Source organism: Rhodanobacter sp. G1, assembly GCF_055397855.1.
Genome location: NZ_AP039674.1, coordinates 2,326,392 through 2,349,923 on the forward strand (window position 1 = coordinate 2,326,392; position 23,532 = coordinate 2,349,923).

General features: G+C 66.0%; 21 protein-coding genes, 1 pseudogene and 1 riboswitch. Of the genes and pseudogenes, 16 read left to right on the plus strand and 6 right to left on the minus strand.

Annotation, left to right across the window (positions count from 1 at the left end; translation table 11 throughout):
• Positions 1–31: 31 nt before the first annotated feature.
• Together ACZ5Z2_RS10540 and ACZ5Z2_RS10545 are read left to right on the plus strand one after the other, a co-directional pair.
• Complete coding sequence (locus ACZ5Z2_RS10540) at positions 32–433, plus strand: hypothetical protein (protein WP_464758516.1); 402 nt, start codon at positions 32–34, stop codon at positions 431–433.
• A 98-nt stretch (positions 434–531) separates the two neighbouring features.
• Positions 532–1,488, plus strand: a complete 957-nt coding sequence (locus tag ACZ5Z2_RS10545; RefSeq protein WP_464758517.1) for a DUF932 domain-containing protein — start codon at positions 532–534, stop codon at positions 1,486–1,488.
• A gap of 82 nt (positions 1,489–1,570) precedes the next feature.
• On the opposite strand, the gene ACZ5Z2_RS10550 is transcribed toward ACZ5Z2_RS10545, so the two are convergent.
• On the minus strand, positions 1,571–1,867 hold the full coding sequence (locus ACZ5Z2_RS10550) for a helix-turn-helix domain-containing protein (protein WP_464758518.1): 297 nt from the start codon (positions 1,865–1,867) through the stop codon (positions 1,571–1,573).
• Positions 1,868–2,046: 179 nt separating this feature from the next.
• Here ACZ5Z2_RS10550 and ACZ5Z2_RS10555 point away from each other — a divergent pair, with 179 nt between their 5' ends.
• The 9 genes and pseudogenes from ACZ5Z2_RS10555 to ACZ5Z2_RS10595 form a co-directional block, all read left to right on the plus strand.
• The gene (locus ACZ5Z2_RS10555; protein ID WP_464758519.1) at positions 2,047–2,688 is read left to right on the plus strand and encodes a hypothetical protein; all 642 of its coding nucleotides are present in this window, start codon (positions 2,047–2,049) and stop codon (positions 2,686–2,688) included.
• 114 nt (positions 2,689–2,802) lie between these two features.
• Positions 2,803–3,918 (plus strand): hypothetical protein, encoded by a 1,116-nt coding sequence (locus tag ACZ5Z2_RS10560; protein WP_464758521.1) that lies wholly within the window; start codon positions 2,803–2,805, stop codon positions 3,916–3,918.
• Positions 3,919–4,232: 314 nt separating this feature from the next.
• A complete protein-coding gene (locus tag ACZ5Z2_RS10565; protein WP_464758522.1) occupies positions 4,233–4,847 on the plus strand; it encodes an HAD family hydrolase in 615 nt (204 codons plus the stop codon).
• Positions 4,848–4,994: 147 nt separating this feature from the next.
• Positions 4,995–5,088, plus strand: a riboswitch (glycine riboswitch).
• A 38-nt stretch (positions 5,089–5,126) separates the two neighbouring features.
• Entirely contained in the window at positions 5,127–8,048 is a 2,922-nt protein-coding gene (gene gcvP, locus ACZ5Z2_RS10570; protein ID WP_464758524.1) for an aminomethyl-transferring glycine dehydrogenase, read from the plus strand.
• 266 nt (positions 8,049–8,314) lie between these two features.
• Positions 8,315–10,459 carry a 5-histidylcysteine sulfoxide synthase gene (ovoA, locus tag ACZ5Z2_RS10575; protein ID WP_464758525.1) on the plus strand — a complete coding sequence of 715 codons (2,145 nt, stop codon included), beginning with the start codon at positions 8,315–8,317 and terminating at the stop codon, positions 10,457–10,459.
• A 152-nt stretch (positions 10,460–10,611) separates the two neighbouring features.
• The gene (locus ACZ5Z2_RS10580) at positions 10,612–11,775 is read left to right on the plus strand and encodes a MalY/PatB family protein (protein WP_464758526.1); all 1,164 of its coding nucleotides are present in this window, start codon (positions 10,612–10,614) and stop codon (positions 11,773–11,775) included.
• A 250-nt stretch (positions 11,776–12,025) separates the two neighbouring features.
• The gene (locus ACZ5Z2_RS10585) at positions 12,026–12,766 is read left to right on the plus strand and encodes an RHS repeat-associated core domain-containing protein (protein WP_464758527.1); all 741 of its coding nucleotides are present in this window, start codon (positions 12,026–12,028) and stop codon (positions 12,764–12,766) included.
• A gap of 10 nt (positions 12,767–12,776) precedes the next feature.
• Positions 12,777–13,202 carry a tetratricopeptide repeat protein gene (locus tag ACZ5Z2_RS10590; protein WP_464758528.1) on the plus strand — a complete coding sequence of 142 codons (426 nt, stop codon included), beginning with the start codon at positions 12,777–12,779 and terminating at the stop codon, positions 13,200–13,202.
• Between the two features lie 88 nt (positions 13,203–13,290).
• Positions 13,291–13,513: pseudogene (locus ACZ5Z2_RS10595) on the plus strand (transposase); the annotation flags it as partial.
• Between the two features lie 144 nt (positions 13,514–13,657).
• On the opposite strand, the gene ACZ5Z2_RS10600 reads toward ACZ5Z2_RS10595, so the two are convergent.
• Positions 13,658–16,312: a M1 family metallopeptidase gene (locus ACZ5Z2_RS10600; protein WP_464758530.1), complete on the minus strand. Its 2,655-nt coding sequence runs from the start codon at positions 16,310–16,312 to the stop codon at positions 13,658–13,660.
• 219 nt (positions 16,313–16,531) lie between these two features.
• On the opposite strand from ACZ5Z2_RS10600, the gene ACZ5Z2_RS10605 reads away from it, so the two are divergent.
• The 3 genes from ACZ5Z2_RS10605 (at position 16,532) to ACZ5Z2_RS10615 (ending at position 18,844) form a co-directional block, all read left to right on the plus strand.
• Positions 16,532–17,794 carry a sensor histidine kinase gene (locus tag ACZ5Z2_RS10605; protein ID WP_464758531.1) on the plus strand — a complete coding sequence of 421 codons (1,263 nt, stop codon included), beginning with the start codon at positions 16,532–16,534 and terminating at the stop codon, positions 17,792–17,794.
• Positions 17,791–18,561 (plus strand): LytR/AlgR family response regulator transcription factor, encoded by a 771-nt coding sequence (locus ACZ5Z2_RS10610; RefSeq protein ID WP_464758532.1) that lies wholly within the window; start codon positions 17,791–17,793, stop codon positions 18,559–18,561. Before ACZ5Z2_RS10605 ends, ACZ5Z2_RS10610 begins: the two co-directional genes overlap by 4 nt.
• Before the next feature lie 64 nt (positions 18,562–18,625).
• The gene (locus tag ACZ5Z2_RS10615; protein WP_464758534.1) at positions 18,626–18,844 is read left to right on the plus strand and encodes a hypothetical protein; all 219 of its coding nucleotides are present in this window, start codon (positions 18,626–18,628) and stop codon (positions 18,842–18,844) included.
• Here the strand turns inward: ACZ5Z2_RS10615 and msrA are convergent.
• From msrA to ACZ5Z2_RS10635, 4 genes are all read right to left on the minus strand, one after another.
• On the minus strand, positions 18,841–19,350 hold the full coding sequence (gene msrA / locus ACZ5Z2_RS10620; RefSeq protein WP_464761694.1) for a peptide-methionine (S)-S-oxide reductase MsrA: 510 nt from the start codon (positions 19,348–19,350) through the stop codon (positions 18,841–18,843). The genes ACZ5Z2_RS10615 and msrA overlap by 4 nt on opposite strands.
• Positions 19,350–19,796: a peptide-methionine (R)-S-oxide reductase MsrB gene (msrB, locus tag ACZ5Z2_RS10625; protein ID WP_464758535.1), complete on the minus strand. Its 447-nt coding sequence runs from the start codon at positions 19,794–19,796 to the stop codon at positions 19,350–19,352. The genes msrA and msrB overlap by 1 nt, the downstream gene beginning before the upstream one ends.
• Positions 19,797–19,878: 82 nt before the next feature.
• Positions 19,879–20,607: an anti-sigma factor family protein gene (locus ACZ5Z2_RS10630; RefSeq protein ID WP_464758536.1), complete on the minus strand. Its 729-nt coding sequence runs from the start codon at positions 20,605–20,607 to the stop codon at positions 19,879–19,881.
• A complete protein-coding gene (locus ACZ5Z2_RS10635) occupies positions 20,604–21,095 on the minus strand; it encodes an RNA polymerase sigma factor (RefSeq protein ID WP_464758538.1) in 492 nt (163 codons plus the stop codon). Before ACZ5Z2_RS10635 ends, ACZ5Z2_RS10630 begins: the two co-directional genes overlap by 4 nt.
• A 142-nt stretch (positions 21,096–21,237) precedes the next feature.
• On the opposite strand from ACZ5Z2_RS10635, the gene ACZ5Z2_RS10640 reads away from it, so the two are divergent.
• Positions 21,238–22,467 (plus strand): S8 family serine peptidase, encoded by a 1,230-nt coding sequence (locus ACZ5Z2_RS10640; protein ID WP_464758539.1) that lies wholly within the window; start codon positions 21,238–21,240, stop codon positions 22,465–22,467.
• A 106-nt stretch (positions 22,468–22,573) separates the two neighbouring features.
• On the plus strand, positions 22,574–23,473 hold the full coding sequence (locus ACZ5Z2_RS10645) for a hypothetical protein (protein WP_464758540.1): 900 nt from the start codon (positions 22,574–22,576) through the stop codon (positions 23,471–23,473).
• Positions 23,474–23,532 lie beyond the last annotated feature (59 nt).

Consider the following 23,532-nt stretch of genomic DNA (forward strand, 5'->3'; position numbering starts at 1 on the left):
ACGGGTGCCTCTTTGCTTAGGAGTGTTGGTGATGCATGAACAAACGTCGCTTATCCCGCTGGACCGAGACGAACCCATCCCAGCGTCTGACCTGATACCGGGTGCTCCCTCTTGTCCGGTGTGCCGTTCAATCCGCATCCAAACCCGCCTGTATGGCAAGAAAGTCGGTGGCACTATCGGTGCAGTAGCTGGTGCCACCAGCGGTGTCGCCCTGGTGCTCTCGGGTGCCGAGATGGGAGCAGTCGCCGGAGCCGTGGGTGGCCCCGTCGGCTCGGCTATCGGTGCACTCACCGGCGGCGTGCTCGCCATGCTGATCGGGGGTGCCACAGGTTGCGCAGCCGGCGCCGCGTTCGGCGAAGTCATCGACGACAACGTACTCGACAAGTACCGCTGTACCGACTGCGGCTACACCTTCGGCAGCAAGCCTACCTGACGCGGAAGTTGCCCGTTTTCCCTCAATCCACGCATACGCCCAGCGCCCGGCTTTGACCGGGCGCCGGGCGTTTATGCCCCTCTGAAAAGGAGTCACTTATGCATCTCGTACAAACGATGGCTTATGCCGGAAGAACCCCATGGCATGGCCTGGGCAATCGCCTTCTTCCAGGTCAACCCATTGAAGTCTGGGCCAAGCAGGCCGGCATGGACTGGCACATTGAAGCATCGGACGTGCGTTACATCGCCGGCAAAGGCGGCATCGGTTCGATCCACGATTACCCCGGTCAGCAAGTGCTCTATCGCTCAGATACCAAGATGCCGCTGTCGGTGGTATCCAGCCGCTACAAGGTCGTGCAACCAGGCGAAGTGCTGGAGTTCTACCGCGACCTGACCAAAGACAACGGCTTCGAACTGGAAACCGCAGGCGTGTTACGGGAGGGGCGAAAGTTCTGGGCGCTGGCGCGCACCGGCCAGAGCACCACACTGAAAGGTCGGGATCAGGTCGACGGTTATCTGCTGCTCGCCACGGCCTGCGATGGTACGTTGGCCACCACGGCACAATTCACCTCCGTTCGCGTGGTCTGCAACAACACACTGGCCGTCGCCTTACGGAATGCCAGTGGCGCGGTGAAGGTACATCACCGTTCCGAGTTCGATGCTTCTGCCGTGAAGCGCCAGCTCGGCATCACGGTAGCCACATGGGATGGGTTCGTGGATCGCATGAAGGCGCTAGTCGAATGCCGGGTCGATCCCGATTCGGTCGAAGGCTTGCTGCGTCGCGTCCTCACCTACTCAGTTCAGGAAGGCAAGGTCAGCGTGGTCAGTGAACAGGCACTAGCGAACGTCCGCGCCTTGTACGACGGCCATGGCCGGGGTGCCCAACTGGTCAGCAGTCGCGATACGGCGTGGGGGCTGCTCAACAGCGTCACGGAGTACGTCGATTTCCACCGCCGTGCACGTAGCGATGACCACCGCAGGGATGCAGCATGGTTCGGCCAGGGTGCTCAGCTCAAGCAGCGTGCTTGGGACGAAGCGATGAAGCTGGTGGCTTGAAAGGAGCGGCAGCAAAGAGCCCGGTATCACTCGGGTTCTTTCTGTCCTTAGAGGGAACCGATGCCCAATAGCTCGGTTGAAGTTATCGCTTTTTTCCCTGGCTCCATTTTCCTTCAAGCGTTTCGACGAAGGCCGCTAACGTGGTGCCACATGCCGCGCACCAATCTCGTAACTGCAGCGCATCGAGGCGGATCGCGCCGCGCTCAGCCATCGATACGTAGGACTGCGAACGCCCGAGCTTCTTTCCAAGCTCTGACTGCAGTAAATCAGCCTCTTCGCGTAACTCAAGCAACACCTTGAGCACCGCGGCGTATTCGGGGCGGTGCAAGCTCTTCGGTGCTGGCGGGGCCTTCGGTCGCTGTTTTTTGGGCTTCTGCATCGATCCACCTCGTGTTCGAGGTGAACCTAAATCTCATGTTTAGATACGCCGACATTTGATATCAAAAGATTTGATGTTTGGCGGTAGGACAGCTAGGCTACGGCCGTTTAGAAGCTGCAAGCAGCTAGTGCCTTGAAGTGAGACCAACTCGTTGAAATCAAGCAAGAAGGGGAACACAAATGAAGCATGTAGTTCGGGGTGCCAAGTCAGTTCCGCACGCCTTTCTAAAAGTGCTGCCGCTAGCCTGGTGTGCCTGCCTTGCCGGGTGCGGTAACAGCGACATCAGCGCCGTGAAGAAGCAGACGCTCGACCAGGATCAGTCCTACACCGTTGGGCAGGCCTTCGACAATCGGAAAGTGTGCGATTCCGTCAAGTGGGACGAGATCACCGATGATCGGGGCCGGAAGATCGTCGAGTACCGATGCTTTTTCAATGGTGCTGATGACTACGTGAACACGGCAGAGGCCAACGCGACCAACAAAATCAACTCGATGGCGCAGATGGCAAAGCACGACTACAACCCTGCCGTTTTCGGCGACAAGGACAAATTCTTCGCCAAGGTAGATGCCGATCAGGCGGCTGAGCTACAGCGGATAGCAGATTACAGACCGACCAGCATCGCGGAACTGTTCCAGTGGAGCATGTCCGAGAACGGCGACCCCGTGCTTATCTTTGCTGGCTCCGATGTCAAATATAAGAACGGCAAAGAGAAGCTGAGGAACTACTACGACGTCGGAACTCAGCATGCCATCCAAGCCATGATTCGCAACGACACGACGACCTACGCGCAGTACGTTGTCGAAACAAACCTCGGCGGCTGACGTCGAAAGATAGACGCTGCTTGGAACGACCGCCCACAGACACGAAGCGCTCCGCAAGGAGCGCTTCGTGCTTGTGCCCGGGCTTGTAACCAACCCAAACCAGTAGGGGGAATAATGGACACTGTAACTTTGATTTTGACGTTGCTGATAGCCTTCAATCTGTCGGTGATGGTGATGAAGGCCTATGGCGATAAATTTCCCCAGCCGACTGCGCGCGCAAAGCATGCCGGCTGGCTCCAGGGCTGGCGAAACACGCAGAAGCCGCTGCAGCGCTACTGGATCCAGGTTGCGATCATGTTCGCCATCATGCTGCTGTTCAACTTTGCGGGCCAGATGTTCGCGGGCTTTCTGGTGTTCGTCCGTTTGATCGTGTTCGTTCTTGGGTACAAGCGAGCCAAGTTACAGATCGGCCAAGCGGCGGCGCCACAAACCCCTCTCGCGACGGACAGGCCACAGGTTGCCCAAGCAGAAGTACTCCAGGGCCACGCGACGGCCGTAGAGCCGCCACCCGCGCCCCAAGCGACCATTTCCCAAACATTGTCTCCCCCAGCGGGGAAGCGCCTCGTGGGCAAGGGAGTTTGGGTGCTCTTGATCGTCATCGTGGCTGTTGCCGCGGTGGGTGGCTTTGGCTACCTATATAGTGGCTCGCACACACTCGATAATTATGCCGGAAGCACTCCGGACAACAGTCCCGCTAGCAGCGACACATCGGCCCTTTCGAGCGTGCTGGGCGATTCGAGCGATGGGACAGGTAGCTCGGGATCCTCTGCGGCCAGTGCGCCGGTGCCGCAGGCGGCTCAGGTCCAGCAGCCAACACAAGCTCCAAGTCAGCAGGCGATGCAACAGGCTGTCCAGCAGGACGCGGCGACTCAAGCGCAAGGCAGCAGCTCGAAGGTGACGATGAACACCTACGGCAACGTAGTGACTTCGTTCTATCCGGGAAAGTCGCCGCTGGACGCTATAGATGACGCACTGGTCTTGATCCACTCGGAGTTGACCGTCATGGACATGGCCCCCTCAGGCTACCCTGAATACCAAGTCGAGTGCGAGTCTAACGGCCAGTGCGTTGGCGGTACGGGTACACCCATGGGAGCGGCTGCAGATGTTGCCAAGGAGATGTTTCCAGTAAACCCGGCGGATGTTGGCCAAGGCGGCGTCACCTGCGGTCAGTACATCTGCAATGACGGCAAAGGCAACGTCATCGGGCGTGCGCCGGCGGCCGTACAGTAAGCAGCCTGCATCGCATACTCCTGAAACAAACAAGACGCCCCTCATGGCAGGTCACAGAACTACAGTCGTCGTTCATGACGGCATAAATGCCGAGCCCTCATAAAGGGCGCGGCCGCTAAACACCACATCAACTCGTGATCCTTGGGTATGCTTTTGGGTATGTTTTTAGAAAACAGCAAAATTGAAATAATAAAAATCAAAATGTTAGAGACAAGTTCGGCGCCTCTCCTGGCACCAATTGTAGACGAAGCCCGCAGCGATGCGGGCTTCGTCGTTTCTGCGATCCACGTTCGCGCGAACGGACGATCCATCCGATGCCATCGTCGCCACACGCACTCGCCGCCAATCGCCACTGGGTGTTCGACCTCGACGGCACACTGACCGTTGCGGTGCATGATTTCGCCGCGATCCGCCGCGCACTGGCCATCCGCGACGACGAGGACATCCTCGCCCACATCGCCGCCCTGCCCGCGCACGAGGCCGACGCCAAGCGCGCATGGCTGCTCGGACACGAACGCGAACTCGCACTGGCCTCGCGTCCTGCCATCGGCGCAGTGGCGCTGGTGCGCTCGCTCGCGGCGCACGGCTGCCGGCTCGGCATCCTCACCCGCAACCTGCGCGAACTGGCCCTGCTCTCGCTGGAGGCGATCGGCCTGGCCGACTGCTTCGCCCCCGCCGACGTGATCGGCCGCGAGGACGCGCCGCCGAAGCCCGATCCCGCCGGCCTGCATCGCCTGGCCGAACATTGGGCGATCGAGCCCGCGCAACTGACGATGGTCGGCGACTACGCCTACGACCTGGCCTGCGCCCGTGCCGCCGGCGCGCAGGCGGTGCTGGTGAACCTGCCGGAAAACCGCTGGCCCGACCTGGCGGACTGGCATTTCGCCGATTGCGGCGAACTGGCTGCGGCGCTCGATCCGATGTCTTGAGCCGGCCTCTTCAGCTCGGCCATAGGGCATCCCGCCCCTGTATAATCGCCGTGGTAAACGCAGGGTGGGAGAAGCGGCCGTTCCGCGCGAACGCACCGCTGCCGAAGGCGCAACGCCCGTAATCGCTCAGGCCCCATACCATCCTGCGTACAGCACTCTGGAGAGAGCGGTTGAATCCGCCGCCGAAGGGGCACGAAGCGCAAGCTTCCAAACTCTCAGGCAAAAGGACAGAGGGGCGCCCCGCGTGCGGCTCGCACGTTGCTTTCGGACGCCCCTGCCATGAGCCAGACCCCCATTTCCCTGCGCGAGCTGGAAAACCACGACGCCTTCATCGCGCGCCACATCGGCCCCAACGACGCCGAGATCGCGCACATGCTGCACACCGTCGGCCACGACACGCTGGAGGCGATGACCGACGCCATCGTGCCCGCGAAGATCAAGTCCGCCGCCCCGCTGGCGCTGCCCGCCGCGATGACCGAGGTCGAGGCGCTGGCCAAGATCCGCGCCATCGCCGGCAAGAACAAGGTGTTCAGGAGCTTCATCGGCCAGGGCTACTACGGCACCCACACGCCCAACGTCATCCTGCGCAACATCCTCGAGAACCCGGCCTGGTACACGGCCTACACGCCGTACCAGGCGGAGATCTCGCAGGGCCGCATGGAGGCACTGATCAACTTCCAGACCATGTGCGCCGACCTCACCGGCATGGAGATCGCCAACGCCTCGCTGCTGGACGAGGCCACCGCGGCGGCCGAGGCGATGACCCTGGCCAAGCGTTCGGCCAAGGCCAAGGGCAACGTCATCGTGGTGTCCGGCGACGCGCACCCGCAGACCATCGAGGTGATGCGCACGCGCGCCGAACCGCTGGGGCTGACGGTCAAGCTGGCCGACTCCGCCGAGGCGTGGGACGCCGCGATCGCCGCGGACGACTACTTCGCCGCACTGATCCAGTACCCGGCCAGCAGCGGCTGGCTGATGGACTGGAGCGGCGACGTCGCCAAGATCCACGCCAAGGGTGCGCTGGCCATCTTCGCCAGCGACCTGCTGGCGCTGACCCTGCTCAAGCCGCCGGGCGAGATGGGCGCCGACATCGTGATCGGCAACACGCAGCGCTTCGGCGTGCCGTTCGGCTTCGGCGGCCCGCACGCCGCCTTCATGGCCTGCCGCGACGCCTACAAGCGCTCGATGCCGGGCCGCCTGATCGGCGTGTCCATCGACGCCGAAGGCAACAAGGCCTACCGCCTCACCCTGCAGACGCGCGAGCAGCACATCCGCCGCGAGAAGGCCACCAGCAACATCTGCACCGCGCAGGTGCTGCTCGCCGTGATGGCCTCGATGTACGCCGTCTACCACGGCCCGGAAGGCCTGGTGCGCATCGCCTCGCGCGTGGCGCGCCTCACCGCGATCCTCAAGGCCGGCCTCGGGCAGCTCGGCTTCACCGCCAGCCATCACGACAGTGCGTTCGACACGATCAGCCTGAAGACCGGCGAACGCACCGACGCCATCGCCGCGCGTGCCGTGGCGCTGGGCGCCAACCTGCGCAAGGCATGGGACGAGTACCTGTGCATCTCGCTGGACGAGACCACCACGCGCGCCGACATCGAACTGCTGTGGCGCATCTTCGGCGGCGACGACGCCAGCCTGCCCAGCATCGACGAACTGGACGCCAGCGCGCCAGCGCTGATCCCGCCGGCGCTGCGGCGCACCTCCGAGTTCCTCACGCACCCGGTGTTCAACACCCACCACAGCGAGCATGAGCTGCTGCGCTACCTGCGCGCGCTGGCCGACAAGGATCTGGCGATGGATCGCACGATGATCCCGCTGGGTTCGTGCACGATGAAGCTCAACGCCACCGCCGAGATGATCCCGGTGACCTGGCCCGAGTTCGCCAACATCCATCCGTTCGCGCCGGCCGCGCAGACGCGGGGCTACCAGGAGCTCATCGCCGAACTGGAAGCGCAGCTGGTGGAGATCACCGGCTACGACGCGGTGAGCCTGCAGCCGAACTCCGGCGCGCAGGGCGAATACGCCGGCCTGCTGGCGATCCGCGCCTACCACCAGTCGCGCGGCGAAGGCCACCGCGACATCTGCCTGATCCCCGAGTCCGCCCACGGCACCAACCCGGCCTCCGCGCACCTGTGCGGCATGAAGGTGGTGGTCACCAAGTGCGACGCCAACGGCAACGTGGACGTGGCGGACATCCGCGCGCAGGCCGAGAAGCATTCGGCCAACCTCGCCGCGATCATGCTCACCTATCCGTCCACCCACGGCGTATTCGAGGAGGACGTGGTGGCGATCTGCGACATCGTCCACCAGCACGGCGGACAGGTGTACACCGACGGCGCCAACATGAACGCGCTGGTGGGCGTGGCCAAGCCCGGCAAGTGGGGCTCGGACGTCAGCCACCTCAACCTGCACAAGACCTTCTGCATCCCGCACGGCGGCGGCGGCCCCGGCGTGGGCCCGTGCGCGGTGCGCTCGCACCTCGCGCCGTTCCTGCCGGGCGCGCTCGGCAACGAGGGCGCTCGCACGCAGGGCACCGGCAACGGCGCGATGGTCAGCGCCGCCACCTTCGGCAGCGCGTCGATCCTGCCGATCTCGTGGATGTACATCACCCTGATGGGCACGGCGGGCCTGCGCAAGGCCACCCAGGTGGCCCTGCTCAACGCCAACTACATCGCCAAGCGCCTCGCGCCGCACTACCCCACCCTTTACACCGGCCGCAACGGCCTGGTGGCGCACGAGTGCATCCTCGACCTGCGCCCGATCAAGGACGCCACCGGCATCAGCGCGGAGGACGTGGCGAAACGCCTGATCGACTTCGGCTTTCACGCGCCCACGCTGAGCTTCCCGGTAGCCGGCACGCTGATGGTGGAGCCCACCGAGAGCGAATCGCAGCACGAGCTGGATCGCTTCATCGACGCGATGATCCAGATCCGCGACGAGATCCGCGCGGTGGAGGAAGGCAAGCTGGACCGCGACGACAACCCGCTGCGCAACGCCCCGCACACCGCGTTCGCGGTGAGCGCCAGCGAGTGGGAGCACGCCTACCCGCGCGAGCTGGCCGCCTTCCCGCTGCCCTCGCTGAGGCTGCAGAAGTACTGGTCGCCAGTGGCGCGCGTGGACAACGTCTACGGCGACAAGAACATCATGTGCGCCTGCATTCCGGTGGATGCGTACAAGGAAGAAGTGGAGGCGTAAAGCCTTCCCCCCTCTCCCGCAAGCGGGAGAGGGGCTTCGACAAAAGCCCCGCCTCGTGCGGGGCTTTTCGTTTGTAGAGTGCGGCCATCGATGGCTGCCCGTTCAACTCTCGCGATCGGGAACGATTGCCTGGATCGAGGCATTGAATCCGCGGCGACACGCCTCACGTATGACGGATGCGCAAGCCCGTCGGGCCGCACGGCATCTCGCGTGCCAGAATGCAGGCTCCAGGCACCAACGTTTCCCCGGGATCGAGAGGTACCGCCTTGAACGCTTCCACGCTCGCCGAGCCTGCGCTCCGCGCCGCTACCACGCCGCTGCCGCGCACACCGAACCTGCACGAAACCGATCCCGCACGCATGCGCGCAACGCTGCGCGAATACTTCACCAGCAGCTTCGACCGCTACGAGTCGCTGTTCCAGACGCTGGCCGTCGACGCGGCCTGGTACGAGCCGCCGATCACCCTGCGCCATCCGCTGATCTTCTACTACGGCCACACCGCGACGTTCTTCGTCAACAAGCTGCTGCTGACGCGGATGATCGACGAACGCATCGACCCGCACCTGGAATCCGTGTTCGCGGTGGGCGTGGACGAGATGGGCTGGGACGACCTCAACGACGCGCACTACGACTGGCCCAGCGTGGCCGAGGTGCAGGCCTACCGCGACAAGGTGCGCGCCTTGGTGCTGCGCCTGATCGACGAGGCGCCGCTGACCCTGCCGATCGGCTGGGACAACCCGTGGTGGGCCATCGTCATGGGCATCGAGCACGAGCACATCCACCTGGAAACCTCGTCGGTGCTGATCCGCCAGCACAAGCTGGCCTACGTGAAGCCGCATCCTGCGTGGCAGCCCTGCACGCAGACCGGCAAAGCACCGGAGAACACGCTGGTGAAGGTGCCTGCCGGCAAGGTCGCACTGGGCCGCGACATCTCCAGCGCCGTCTACGGCTGGGACAACGAATACGGCCGCCACGAAGCCGAGGTGCCGGCCTTGGAGGCCAGCCGCCACCTGGTCAGCAACCAGGAATTCCTGGCCTTCGTCGAGGCCGGCGGCTACGCGCAATCCGGGTACTGGGAAGACGAAGGCAACGGCTGGCGCGAATTCGCCAAGGCCGAACACCCCACGTTCTGGCGCCGCTCGGCCGCAGGCTGGCAACTGCGCCTGATGACCGGCGAAGTGGCCATGCCGTGGGACTGGCCGGTGGAGGTGAACTACCACGAGGCCAAGGCGTTCTGCCGCTGGAAGTCGGCGCATGGCGGCCAGCCGGTACGCCTGCCCACCGAGGACGAGTGGTATCGCCTGTACGCCGAGAGCCGGCGCGGCGCGCCGGACGGCGAAGCACCAGACGCCAACCTCAACCTCGCGCACTGGGCCTCTTCGTGCCCGGTGAACCGCTTCGCGCAGGGCGAGTTCTTCGACGTCGCCGGCAACGCCTGGCAGTGGACGGAAACCCCGATCTATCCGTTCGAGGGTTTCGCCGTGCACCCGATCTATGACGACTTCACCACGCCCACCTTCGACGGCCGCCACAACCTGATGAAGGGCGGCTCGTGGATCGCCACCGGCAACGAGGCCGAACCCGCCTCGCGCTACGCCTTCCGCCGCCACTTCTTCCAGCACGCGGGCTTCCGCTACGTGGTGTCGAAGCACCACAAGCCCGCCCCGGCCTCGCACTACGAAACCGACAAGCTGCTCTCCGAATACGCCGAGTTCCACTACGGCGACACCTACTTCGACGTGCCGAACTTCTCGAAGGCGCTGGCGGAACTGGCGATATCTGCTCTCGGCGACGCACCAAGGCGCAAGGCGCTCGACCTCGGCTGCGCTTCCGGCCGCGCCAGCTTCGAACTGGCGCGCCACTTCGGCCACGTCACCGGCGTGGACTTCTCCGCCCGCTTCATCGGCCAGGGCGTGGCGCTGGCGCGCGGCGACAGCCTGCGCTACCTGCTGCAGGACGAGGGCGAACTGGTCGAGTACAAGTCGCGCAACCTCGCCGAGCTCGGCCTCGCGGACACGGCCGCGAAGGTGGAGTTCTTCCAGGGCGACGCCTGCAACCTCAAGCCGCAGTTCGCCGGCTACGACTTCATCCTCGCCGCCAACCTGATCGACCGCTTGTATAACCCCGCGCAATTCCTCGAAGCGATCCACGAGCGGTTGAATCCCGGCGGGATCCTGATGATTACCTCGCCCTACACCTGGCTGGTGGAACACACGCCGCGCGCGGACTGGCTGGGCGGTTTCAAGAAGGACGGCGAGAGCTTCACCACGCTGAACGGCCTCGACGCGGTGCTTGGCGTGCATTTCGAGCGGCTGGGCGAACCGCGCGCGGTGCCGTTCGTGATACGCGAGACGCGACGCAAGTTCCAGCACACCCTGTCCGAGGTGACGCTGTGGCGGCGGCGCGCGTGAGCCGTCGCCTCCATAACTCCAATAGCCCCACCGTCGCTCCGGCGAAAGCCGGGGCCCAGTGACTTTGCTCCGCTCGAGTCCTGATGCAAGCAAACCCCACGGGTTCTTGCCTCCGCGGGAACGGCAGCGGTGCCGCCGCAGGTGATCCGGCCGTGCCTTCCGACTTCGACCAGTCCATCGACCGCCGCAACACGCACGCCACCAAGCTCGACGGCCGCATGCAGAAGTTCGGCACGGCCGATGTCGCGCCGCTGTGGATCGCGGACATGGATTTCGCCGCACCGCCGTGCGTGGTCGAAGCGCTGCGGGAGCGCGCGCATCATCCGGTCTACGGCTACACACGCTACCCGGCCAGCCTGTTCGAGGCGCTGACCGGCTGGTGCGCGCGCCGCCATCGCTGGCCGGTGGCCCCCGGAGACATCGTGCCGGTCAATGGCGTGCTGGCCTCGCTCTCCGCCGCGCTGCAGGCGGTGACTTCGCCCGGCGACGCGGTGATCGTGCAGCCGCCGGTCTACAACGGCTTCTTCCGGGCAACGACGGACTGCGGCCGTCGCCTGCTGCACAACCCGCTGCGCGAGAGCCACGCCGGCTACGCGATGGATTTCGCGCAGCTGGAGCAATACGCGATGGACGGCGCCCGCGCCCTGCTGCTATGCAACCCGCACAACCCGGCAGGCCGCGTCTGGAGCGAAACCGAGCTGGACGAACTGCTGCACGTGGCGCGCCGCCACGGACTCGCCATCGTCAGCGACGAGGTGCATGGCGACCTCGCCCTGCCCGGCGCCCGCTACACGCCACTGGCCACGCTCGCCCGCGCGGACGACCGCATCGTCTCGGTGATCTCGCCCAGCAAGGCCTTCAACCTGCAGGGCCTGGCGCTATCCACGCTGGTGGCCTCGCGGCCTGATCTGCGCACGGCGGCGGCACGCAAGGTCGACGCGCTGCATCTCGACGGCGCCAACCCGTTCGCGGTCACCGCGGCGGAAGCGGCGTGGTCGCACGGCGACGACTGGCTCGACGCCCTGCTGGCCTACCTCGCAGGCACGCGCGACCTCGTCGCCGAACGCCTGCGCACGCGCATCCCGGCGATCCGCCTGCAATCACTTGAAGCCGGCTACCTGCTGTGGCTGGACTGCCGCGCGCTGGGCATGGACGACGACGCACTGCGCGATTTCTTCGTGCAGCGCTGCAAGCTCGGCCTGAATCCCGGCACCGACTACGGCCCTGGCGGCAGCGGGTTCATGCGCATGAACATCGGGACGCCGCGAAGCGACGTCGAGGCGGCGCTGAAGGCCATCGAGGCGACATCTCATTGAGATGGAAGGAAAAATTAAGTGAACCTGCCCCCGCTTTCAGACCCTCGCGTCGCCAAAAGCGCAGCCTCCACTGTGTTGATCAATTGACACGATGAAGCCATCGCGCTACTCGTAAAAGCCTGCCTGCGTGCAACACGCCGGCCCAGGGAGAGACAACGCAATGCGTGCATGTCGACAAGGGATCTGTCTGTGGGCAGTGGCTATGCTGATGCTAGCGCTGTCAGGCCGATGCCACGCACAGACGCGGACGGTGCATTACTACTACACCGACCCACAGGGCACGCCGTTAGTGAAGACGGATGCGCAGGGCAACGTCATTGCACGCTACGACTACACACCCTATGGCAACTCGGTGTCGTCGCTGGGCATCCCTCCGAATGAGCCAGGCTACACCGGGCATGTGAACGACCCGGAGACGGGGCTGGTGTACATGCAGGCGCGGTACTACCAGCCAACCGGGAGATTCTTGAGTCCGGATCCGGTGACACCAACCCCTGGAGATATATTTGACTTCAACCGGTATGCGTATACCAATAACAACCCCATTAACCACACCGACCCGAATGGAAAATGCCTCGAAGATGCTTGCATCGGTGAAGGCATCCTTCTAGCAGAGGGAGTCGAATACCTTGTTTCAGCCTATGAAGCCAGCGAGGTAGCTGCAGGGGCTGCCGCCACCACGACTACTCTCTCAGCATCGCAAACGGTAGCAGCTTGCGCTGCAAACACAGTATGCACCGGATTAGCTGTCACTACAGCAACTGCTGTAACAGCCAAAGTTGCTCAAGAAATTAAAAATACTTCGACCGTTCAGCTTACTAAGGAGCACACAAAAAATGCTAGGCCGAGCAGCAAAGGGAAGCACGAGAAAGGAAATACGCGAAAAAAGCAAGACGCGGGTGGAGAAAAAGGTGACAAAAACCGTCCACAACTCCCGCGTCAACGACCTGACAAATGGAAAGGGCCATGGCCACCTAAACCAGCCCAATAATGCAGGGCCGGTGGACAAACGATATAAAAATGCCTTAAGAATTATGAATCGCGGCGGCAGTGAAGACAAAGCATATGCGTTACTTGAGGCTGCCGCGGAAGCTGGCGATGCAAGCTCAAAGTATGCATTAAGCACATGGTACTTGCATGGATTTTTTGTCAAAAAAAATATACGGACGGCAATCAAGCTTCTTCGGGAAGCAGCCGAAGAAAATATAGCTTTTGCAGCCTTTGATTTGGCAGTTTGTTATGAGCAAGGAGTGGGAGTCAAAAAGAATTTTGCCGAAGCAGCAAGGTATTATCTAAGGGCATTTCTATTTGGCGACATTCAGGGCGCCAGCGCAGTTGAGCGCCTTCTTTTCTGGAGAAAAGAAGCATTGGCGGGTCGAAAATTGTCAAAGGAGTTTGGCCGTCTGCTTGGCGCAATAGGGAAATAAATTCCACCCAGTCGAGCACACCAGGGACGCTCTGATTTATTCCCCGTCTGCGGCATCATAGCGACAAGCCACAGGAAGCACATCCCCGATGAAGCAGCGTTCGTTCGCCTCGTTGAGTTTCGACGCCAAGAAGAAGCCGACCCAGCGAGAAAAGTGACAAGGTCGTGCCGTGGGAGGCGTTGCTGGCGCTGATTGAGCCAAACTATCCGACGTCCAGCCTCCGTGGTTGCCCGCCGATGTCTGCGTCGACAATGCTGCGAATCCACTTTATGCAACAGTGGCGCGCGATCGAGTCAATGCGCCGGCTCGCCTAGCTGGAGTTGAACGAGGACGCGATTCCGGACGAGACGACGATCCTAAAGTTCCGCCAAAACGGGGGCAGGTTCACTTCCTGACCGACGCCCCAAAAACAAGGCCCCGCATGCGGGGCCTTGTCGTGTCACTTGCGGAAACCCTCAACCGCCGTTCTTCGCCAGCCAAGCATCCACCGCCGGCAGGCGATCCTTGCGCACCATCATGCGGTACTGGATGTTGGCGATCACGGCGTTCGCCGGGCGGCGTGCGGAGGGATCGATGGTGGCCTCGTAGGCCTTGATCTTCTCGATCATCGCCGGATCGAACGAGCTGCTGCCCAGCGACGGGTAGTAGCGGCTGCTGGAGGTGGAATCGACCAGCTTGTCCACCTGCGCGCGATGCGCCATGGCGAAGTTGTAGGCCAGTTCCGGGTGCTGCCAGGACACGCCACGGATCATGCCGGCGCTGTTGGTGGCGCCGGGCTCGGCGGTGAGCGCCAGGTCGAGCGCGCGCTGCGCCAGCGCCTTGTCCTTGGCGTAGGACAGCAGGCCGTACAGGCGATCCTTGATCATCGGCGACTTCTCGGCCTGGGCCTCGGCGTGCAGCTTGTCCCAGGTGGCCGCGTCGGCATGCTCCGCCACGATGGCGAGGATGGTCTTGCGCAGGGCCGCCGGCACCGCCTTGGGATCGGTGGCCTGCGCGTCGTAGCGGCGGCGCACTTCCTTCAGCATGTCCTGGTCGCCCAGCTCGGACAGCGCACCGATCAGCTGCGTGCGCAGCAGCGTGGTCGAGGTGCTCTCGTCCGGCTTGGCGTCCCAGCCCACCCGCCCGAATACCGGCTTGAGCTGCGCCACGGCGTAGGCGCGGAAACGATCCTGCCGTGCCTTGTCGCCGCGGTAGTACTGATCCAGTCCTTCCAGGCTCTCGGCCACTTCCGCCCAGATTTCCGGCGCGGCGTCGGCCGGGGTGGCCTTGGCCATGTCGAGGAAATCCGACACCGGTTCGAGGCCGGCCATGCTCTCGGCCCAGGTGTCGCTCATCAGGCCGAGCTGGTCGATCGGCGCGAGCTTGTTGAAGTCCTGCTTCAGCGCGGCGAGCTGCGCGGGCGCGTATAGCGTGCGGTAATAGCCGCTCTGCCCCGCGTTCACCAGCACCGGGCCGCAGCCCTTCAGCTTGAGCGTGGCGGAGCCGTTCACCAGGGTGCTGGCGCTGGCGTTGCCCACCACCTCGGCGATCACCGGCACGTGCCAGCGCAGCGGCTGCTTGTTCGGGCGATCCTTGGTGAACTCGCCCTGGGTGAGCTTGACCGTGGTCTCGCCGTTGCTGCACATGGCCGAGTCCACCTTGATCAGCGGCACGCCCGGCTGCAGGGTGAAGTCGTGCGCCACCTGGGTGATTGGCTTGCCGCCGGCCACGCCGTCCATCGCGTGCCACAGGTCGTCGGACACGGTGTTGCCGTAGGCGTGCGCCTTGAGGTAGTTGTGCACGCCCTGGCGCCAGTTCTCCGGGCCGACATAGGCCTCAAGCATGCGGATCACCGCCTCGCCCTTGGAGTAGGTGATGGTGTCGAAGGCCTGGCTGGCCTGCTCCACCGTGGCGATCTTCTGCACGATGGGGTGCGTGGTGGCCACCGCGTCCACCGACATCGCGCCCTCGCGCACGCCCACGGTTTCGAGCACGGTGTTCCATTCCGGATGCACCTTCTCGGTTTCGCGCTCGGCCATCCACGAGGCGAAGCCCTCGTTGAGCCACAGGTTGTCCCACCAGTCCATGGTCACCAGGTCGCCGAACCACTGGTGCGCCATCTCGTGCGCGGCGGTGTTGAACACCTCCATCTTGTCGCCCTGGGTGGAGTACGACGGGTCGAGCAGCATGGCGTACTCGAAGGTGAAGATCGCGCCCCAGTTCTCCATCGCCGAGAAGAACTGGCTGCTGCCCGGCGCGGCGATGTTGTCCAGCTTGGGCAGCGGGTACTTGATGCCGAAGTACTGGTTGTAGTCGTGCAGCACGGTCTTGGCCGAATCCAGCGTGAAGGCCGCCTGCGCGCCCTTGCCCTTCTGCATGACCACGCCGATCTCGGTGCCGTCTGAGCTGGTGGTGACGCGGTCGAAGTCACCGAGGCCGAAGAACAGCAGGTAGGTGGACATCTTCGGCGTGGTCTGGAAGGTGACCTTCTCCAGTCCATCGCCGACACCGGCCTTCGCGGCCACCGGCATGTTGCTCACCGCCATCTCGCCGGCGGGCACGGTGACGCTGAGGTCGAAGGTGGCCTTGTACGCCGGCTCGTCCCATGAGGGGATGAAGCGGCGGGCGTCGGAGTTCTCGAACTGCGTGAACAGCGCGCGCTTGTTGCCCGACGCCGTGGGGTAGTCGATGGCGAACAGGCCGTTGGCCTGGGTGCCGATGGTGCCCACGTAGTCCATCGCCAGCTTGTAGTGGCCCGGCGCGACGGGCTTGTCGAAGCTGAAGGTGGCGGTCTGCGTCTTCTCGTCCACCGCGACCTTGGCCTTGATGGCCGCACCCTTGCCCGCGGCCGGTGCCAGCGTCACCGACGAGAACGTCATGCCTGCGGCGTTGAGCGTGATGCTGGTGCTGGGCTTGAGCACCTGCACGTCCACGGTGACCTGGCCGTCGAAGTTCAGCTTGTCCGCATGCGGCGTGATGGCCACGGCGTAATGCGTGGGCCGCACGTTGCGCGGCAACTGCGTGGGGGCGAGCGACGCTGCGGCCGCCGCCGATTGCGCCGGCATCGCCAGCGTGGCGCCGGCGGACACGGCGAGCGCCAGCGCGATCGCGGAAACCAGGGACTTGCGCATGGAAACCTCTCCTTGGAGGGCGTGGGGAATGGATTGCCGCCCATGGTGGCGCCAGCCGCGATGGGCAGGAATGGCCGGAAGTCATGCCTGCCATGGCGGCTTCGCGCCGCCTTTCGCCCATTCCGCACCCGCCGAACCCGGCTTGGTCGCATGCCCGGCGAAACCCGCGGAATCGGCCGCTATGCTCGCTCCCGACGATCAACCAACGGGGACTCCATCGTGATCAAGGGCTTCTTCTTCGTGATGCGGCTGGTCGTCGCCTGGCTGCTGGCGCTGATCGTCGTGCTGACGCTGATGTTCAGCAGCGGCCCGTTCCAGAGCACGGGGCTGCTGCCGGTGATCATCGGCAGCGTCGTGCTGGCGCTGGTGGTCACGGGCGCGTTCTCCCACCTGCGACGGGTGCGCCTGATCGCCGGACACGTGAACCTGGCCACCCTGGGCAACCGCCAGCGCCGGCAGATCGAGCTGCCGTTCGAGGCCGACGAGGCGTTCGACATGCTGGACGCGGCGATCCGCGAGCTGCCCTACACCGAGGAAATCGAGAGCGCCCGCGACAGCCTGCAGGTGCGCGCCAAGGTGCGCCGCCCCAACCCCTACGGCCGCACCGTGCTCGGCTGGCTCAACCCCTTCAGCTGGCTGGGCAGCCGGCGCAACCAGATCTTCGCCACGGTGACGCCGGGCGACGGCATCGGCAGCGTCACCCTGGTCTGCGAACCGGAAAGCGGCGCCTGGACCGACTGGTTCCGCGTGGACGACGGCACCAACCTGGTCAACGCCGAGGCCATCTCCCGCGCCCTCGCCCGCCGCACGGTCGAGCGCCGCCGCCGCGAACAGCAGGCCGCCACCCAGGCCGCCACCGACAAGGAACTGGCGCAGGCCAAGCTCAACCTGCTGCACGCACAAGTGGAGCCGCACTTCCTCTACAACACGCTGGCCAGCGCGCAGTACCTCACGCGCAGCGAGCCGGCGCAGGCCGACCGCATGCTCGGCCACCTCATTCAGTACCTGCGCCACTCGCTGCCCAGTGCGGAGGAAACGCTGTCCACGCTCGGCGAGGAGCTGGAACGCGCCCGCGCCTACCTGGAAATCCTGAAGATCCGCATGGGCGCGCGGCTGGAGCTGAAGATCGACGTGCCCGATGCGTTGCGCGCCGTCACGCTGCCGCCGATGATGCTGCAGACCCTGGTGGAGAACGCGATCAAGCACGGGCTGGAACCCAAGCCCGGCGGCGGCAGCGTGTGGATCCTCGCCCGCCGCGACGGCGACAGCGTGGCGATCACCGTGGCCGACGACGGCCAGGGCTTCGGCGCGGCCGGCGGCGGCACCGGCATCGGCCTGAAGAACGTGCGCGAACGCCTGCAACTCGTGTACGGCCCGCGCGCCTCGCTGGCGGTGGTGGCCAACGTGCCGGAAGGCGTGGCCGCCACGCTCACCGTGCCGGCGCAGCAGGCGGCGCTGGTCGCAACGGAAGCGCAGCCATGACCCGCGCCGTGATCGCCGAGGACGAACTGCTGCTGCGCGACGCGCTGGCTCGCCTGCTCGGCGAGGCGTGGCCGGAACTGCAGGTGGTCGCCGAGTGCGACAACGGCGCCGACGCGCTGGACGCCATCGCCGCGCAGCAGCCGGACGTGGCCTTCCTCGATATCCGCATGCCGGGCCTGAGCGGCCTCGAAGTGGCCGCGGCGGCCGCCGAAGCCAGCCCCGCCACGCAGGTGGTGTTCACCACCGCCTACGACCAGTACGCCATCGACGCCTTCGAGCGCGGCGCGATCGACTACCTGCTCAAGCCCATCGCCGTCGAACGCCTGGCCGCCACCGTCGAGCGGCTGAAGCGCCGCGCCACCGCGGGCCAGACTGCGCGCGGCGACCTCGCCCTGCTGCTGCGCGAGCTGGCGCAGGGCGCTGCGCGGACTGGCGCCGCACCGCCGCTCACCTGGATCACCGCCGGCACCGGCCGCGAGACGCGGCTGATCATGGTGGACGACGTCGCCTACTTCCGCGCCGACCACAAGTACACCGTGGCGATGACCGCCGACGGCGAAGCCCTGCTGCGCAAGCCGATCCGCGAACTGCTGGAGCAGCTCGACCCGGCCGTGTTCAAGCAGATCCACCGCTCCACCATCGTCAACCTGAAAGCGATCGCCGCCATCGTGCGCGACGACAGCGGCAAGGGCACCGTGCGCCTCAAGCAGCGGCCCGAAACCCTCACCGTAAGCCAACCCTTCATGGCGCTGTTCCGCAACATGTGATCCCCCACGCGCGACCGGTCATACACGGCCGCGCGCAACACCCACCACCACGGGAAAACCCATCATGCTGAAGCTGACCCTGGCCGGCTTGGCCGGTCTTTGCCTGGCCGCATGCGCCTCGCAACCCCTCGATCACGACATCCTGCGCCTGCATGCCGAGCGCAACTGCAGGGTAAGCGCCGCCGTTGCTCCCGCTTACGCGATGGACAGCACAAGCATCGATCTGCGTAACGTCGCGTTCGACCGCTGCATGCGTGCCGCCGGCATCGCGCAAGCGCGTTAGCTCGCGTCCTCGCGGCGCGGCAAACGCCAGCCCGGCCGCACGAAATGGCAGGTGTAGCCGGTGGGATAATGCTGCAGGTAGTCCTGGTGCTCGGGCTCGGCTTCCCAGAAATCGCCCAGCGGCTGCACCTCGGTGACCACCTTGCCTGGCCACAGGCCCGACGCGTCCACGTCGGCGATGGTGTCCTCGGCGATGCATTTCTGCGCCTCGCTGGTGTAGAGGATCATCGAGCGGTAGGAACTGCCGCGGTCGTTGCCCTGCCTATTCGGCGTGCTCGGATCGTGGATCTGGAAGAAGAACTCCAGCAGCTCGCGGTAGCCGATGCGCGCGGGATCGAACACGATCTCCACCGCCTCGGCATGCGTGCCGTGGTGGCGATAGGTGGCATTGGGCACGTCGCCGCCGGCGTAGCCCGTGCGCGTGGACAGCACTCCCGGCTGCTGGCGCAGCAGCTCCTGCACGCCCCAGAAACAGCCGCCGGCGAGCACGGCGCGTTCGGTGGCCATCATGCGCCCTCCACCAGGTCGAGGTACGCGCCGTAGCCTTCGGCCTCCATCTCGGCGCGCGGCACGAAGCGCAGCGAGGCGGAGTTGATGCAATAGCGCAGGCCGCCGCGCTCGGCGGGGCCATCCGGGAAAACGTGGCCCAGGTGGCTGTCGCCCTGCGACGAGCGCACCTCGGTGCGGATCATGCCGTGTGTGCTGTCGCGCAGCTCGCGCACGCTGGCCGGCTGCAGCGGCTTGGTGAAGCTGGGCCAGCCGCAGTGCGAATCGAACTTGTCGGCGGAGGCGAACAGCGGTTCGCCCGACACCACGTCCACGTAGATGCCCGCGGCCTTGTTGTGCAGGTATTCGCCGGTGCCGGGGTACTCGGTGGCGTTCTCCTGCGTGACGCGGTATTGCTCCGGCGTCAGGCGCGCAAGGGCTTCGGGTGTCTTGCGGTAATCGGGCATGGCAGGTCTCCGCTGTGGTCGACGCGAACCGAGATGGGGGCGCGCGCAGCCGATCCAAGAACCATGGCTTCGGCAACCAGCCTCAACGCCAGCCTGCCGCGCGCGCCGCGCGCTCCTGCTGCGCGTCGAAGACCTCGCCGCGCAGGCGGGCGTCGACCGCAGCCTGCACCGCGGGCGGCAGATCGCTTGCCGCCTGGCGCAGATCACCGCCTTCGGATGGAGCCGAGGGGCCCAGCACGGGCAAGGCCCAGCCTGCCGCGGAGCGGCAAGCCAGTCCGGCGCGTGCCGGCGGCGTGCGCACGGTGAAGGTGCGGCAGATCTGTCCGTCGGCCGCGCGGAAGCTCAGGCCGATCGCGACCGGAGCCTGCGCATCCGGCTCGCTCGCCAGCGACTGGTCGAGCGCGCGGCCGAGCACGCCGGCTGCGTAAGGTTCACCATTCCTCATGCGTACCAGCTCGTTGCCGGCATGCCACCACAGGCCCACGGCAAGCAGCGCCACCGATGCCGCCAGCGCCGCGCCCGGCACCAGCCAGCGGCTGGGCGCGCGAGGGCGGACGGCATCCGCGCGTCCGCCTTCCAGCACCGTGAGCGGCAGACGCGGCTGCAGCAGGGCGGACAGACGCGCGGGCACCGGCTCGTCCAGCACCGGATCGAACGCGGCCCGCAGTTGCGCGTTCAGCGCCTGCATCTGCCGCACGCGACGGGCCAGCGCTTCGTCCTGCGCCAACACGGCGTCGATGCGCGCGCGGGACGCCACGTCGAGTTCGCCGTCCACGTAGGCCTGCAAGGTATCGTCGTCGATCGGGTTCATGCGTCGTTCCCAAGATGGGCCTGCAAGGCAGTGCGGGCGCGTGCGAGACGGCTGGTCACGGTTCCCACCGGCACCTCCAGCAAGGCGGCGGCCTCGTCGTAGGACAGGCCCTCGACCAGCACCAGCGCCACCACTTCGCGATGGTCGGGCGGCAGCAGCGCAAGCGCCTCCGCCACCTCCATCTGCCGCGCGTGCCGCACATCGCTGCCGTCGGCCACCGTATCGCCGGCTTCTTCCGGCGCGAACAGGTGCTGCGCCCGACCGCGTGCGCGCAGCTCGTCCCGCCAGGCGTTGCGCGCGATCGCGAACACCCACTTATCCAGCGCGGCGTCCGGCCGCCACTGCGCGGAACGGGCCAGCGCGCGTTCCAGCACCACCTGCACCAGGTCGTCGGCATCGGCCGCCTGTCCCGCCAGCGCCCGCGCCAGCCGTCGCAGTCGCGGCAGCAGCGCCACCAGCCCTTCGCGCACGGCATCGCTCGTCTGCACGCATCACCCTCCACTACGCCTGGCGGGACGGATTCCTTCCCTCGCGCGCACCAGCGCGGTTCGGGGACATAAAGCGCGGCAATGCTAGCATCCGGCTCCGTCGCTCCCGAGATGCCCGGAGATGCCGTTGCGTCGCGCTTCCATGCTGTCCGTTCCGGTGCTGGCCATCGTGCTCGCGCTGGTTGGCGGCGCTCCCGCGCAGGCGCAGGTGCTTGGCCCGGTGCAACGGGGATTGCCGAACCTGCCGCTTCCGTCCACACCGCTGTCCGGCGTGGTGCCCGGCGCGGATCTGCAGCAAGTCGACGACCTGCTGCACCGGCCGCTGGCGCTCGGCCTGAAGGTGCAGGTCGATGCGCTGCTGCGCAGGGAGCCGCGGCGCGTCACCGTCGATCCCAGCGGCGCACCGATCCTGCGCGGGGAATTTCTCGCCATGGGCCTGTCGGATGTCCGACTCGACGCCGTGCAGGCGCAAGGCTTCACCGCGCACAGGCAGACCGCGGCAGATGCGACACTGGGGCTGGACTTCACGGTGCTGCACGACACCCGCGGGCGCAGCACGCGGAAAGCCATGCGCGTCCTGCAGCAGGCCGCGCCGGATGCCACGTTCACCTATCAGCACCTCTACCTTCCTGCGGGCGATACCGGCGCGGCGGCCGCCGCCAGCTCGCCCGCGCCCATGTCCGCCGTGGCGGCGCGCAACGTGGGCATGGTCGACGGCGGCGTCGATCCGGGCGATCCCGCATTGGCGCACGCACGCATCGAAGGGCACGGCTGCAGCGCGACGACCGCCTCGCGGCACGGCACGGCGGTCGCCGCGCGCCTGGTCGCCGGCGATGCGGACATCTTGTATGCCGCCGACCTGTGGTGCGGCGACGAGGTCGGCGGCGCCACCTCCGGATTGGTGGATGCACTCGCGTGGATGGATCGCGAGCACGTGGCGGTGATCAACATCAGCCTGGTCGGCCCCGACAATCCAGTGCTCGCCCGCGCGGTGCAGGCAATGATCGCGCGCGGACACGTGCTGGTCGGCGCGGCGGGCAACGACGGGCCTGCGGCACCGCCGTTGTTTCCGGCGTCCTATCCCGGCGTGATCGGCGTCGGCGCCGTCGATGCGCGCGGCCGCGTGCTGCCCGAATCCGCCAGCGGCAAGCAGGTGGCCTTCTGCGCGCTGGGCGTGGTCGGCAGCGGTCGCGACATGCTGCGCGGCACCTCGTTCGCGGCGCCCATCGTGGCGCGCAAGGCGGCCAGGATGCTGGATGCTCCCCGTCCCGGGGCCGCGGCCCAGGCATTGCAGGGCCTGATCGGCGAAGTTCAGTCGCCACCTTCCGCAAGCCAGGGACAACGCTGCGGCCATGGCCTGCTGTCGCCCTGAAACTGAATCGCAAGCAACCGTGGCCGGCTGCGATGGAAGGATGCTCCAGCCGCACGCGTAGTGGATCCCGGAAGCCGCGGATTCCCCGCCGGCAGGAGGTTCCGACATGCGCAACACAATCCTCAACAACAAGACCCTCGGCATCGCCTTGTGCAGCGGCGCGCTCGCGCTGGCCTCGGTGACCAGCGCATATGCGCAGCACCTGGGCGGTGGTCTGGTGGGCGGTGCGGCCGGCCAACTCCACGCGACGATGGGCCAGTTGAACGGCCACGCTGGCGGCTCCATGCAAGGCATGGGCAACCTCGGCATGCCCGACATCGATTCGCGCATGGCCGAACAGCGCGCCGAACGCCTGCGCCAACGCGCCACCTCGACCGGCACGACGGCAATGCAGACCGCCAAGCGTGCGAGCGGCCAGGCGAGCGCCACCGGAACCGGCCACCTCGCCGGCGCTGCCGGCGAGGTGGCCGGTCAGGCCGCGCTGGGCGGCACCGCCGGGGCGGGCGCGTCCGGCTCCGGCAGCCTCGATGGTTCCGGCGCGAGCGACGCCGCGAGCACTGCGGCCGACCAGGCGCGTTCAGCCATTTCGACGGCCAAACACGGAGCCACCAATGCAGTGAACCGCACGCGGAATGCGGCTGAGGACGCCCGCACGGACGCCGGGAACATTGCCCGAACCGGCGCCAGCAAGACCCGGCAGGTCGCCGCCGACGGGACGTCCACGGCACGTTCGCTGGGTTCGCAGGCTGCCGGCAAGCTGGAGAATGCGGCCGCGTCCACTACGAGCAACGCAGGCAACGCGCTTGGCTCGGTCACCAGCGCCACCAACGGCAGCACGTCCATCGGCGCCTCGGGTTCGGGCAACGCCAGCGGCAACACGAGCACCGGCTCGAATGCGAGCGGTTCGGCCAGTGGCCAGGCCGGCGCCAGCGGCCAGGCCGGCCACGGCATCTCCGCTTCGGCGCAGGCCGGCGGCAGCGCGGACGCGAGCGCGCAGGGGCATTGATTCCCCTTGCCACGATGCTGGACGGCATCGCGCGAAACGAAAAAGGCCCCGCATGCGGG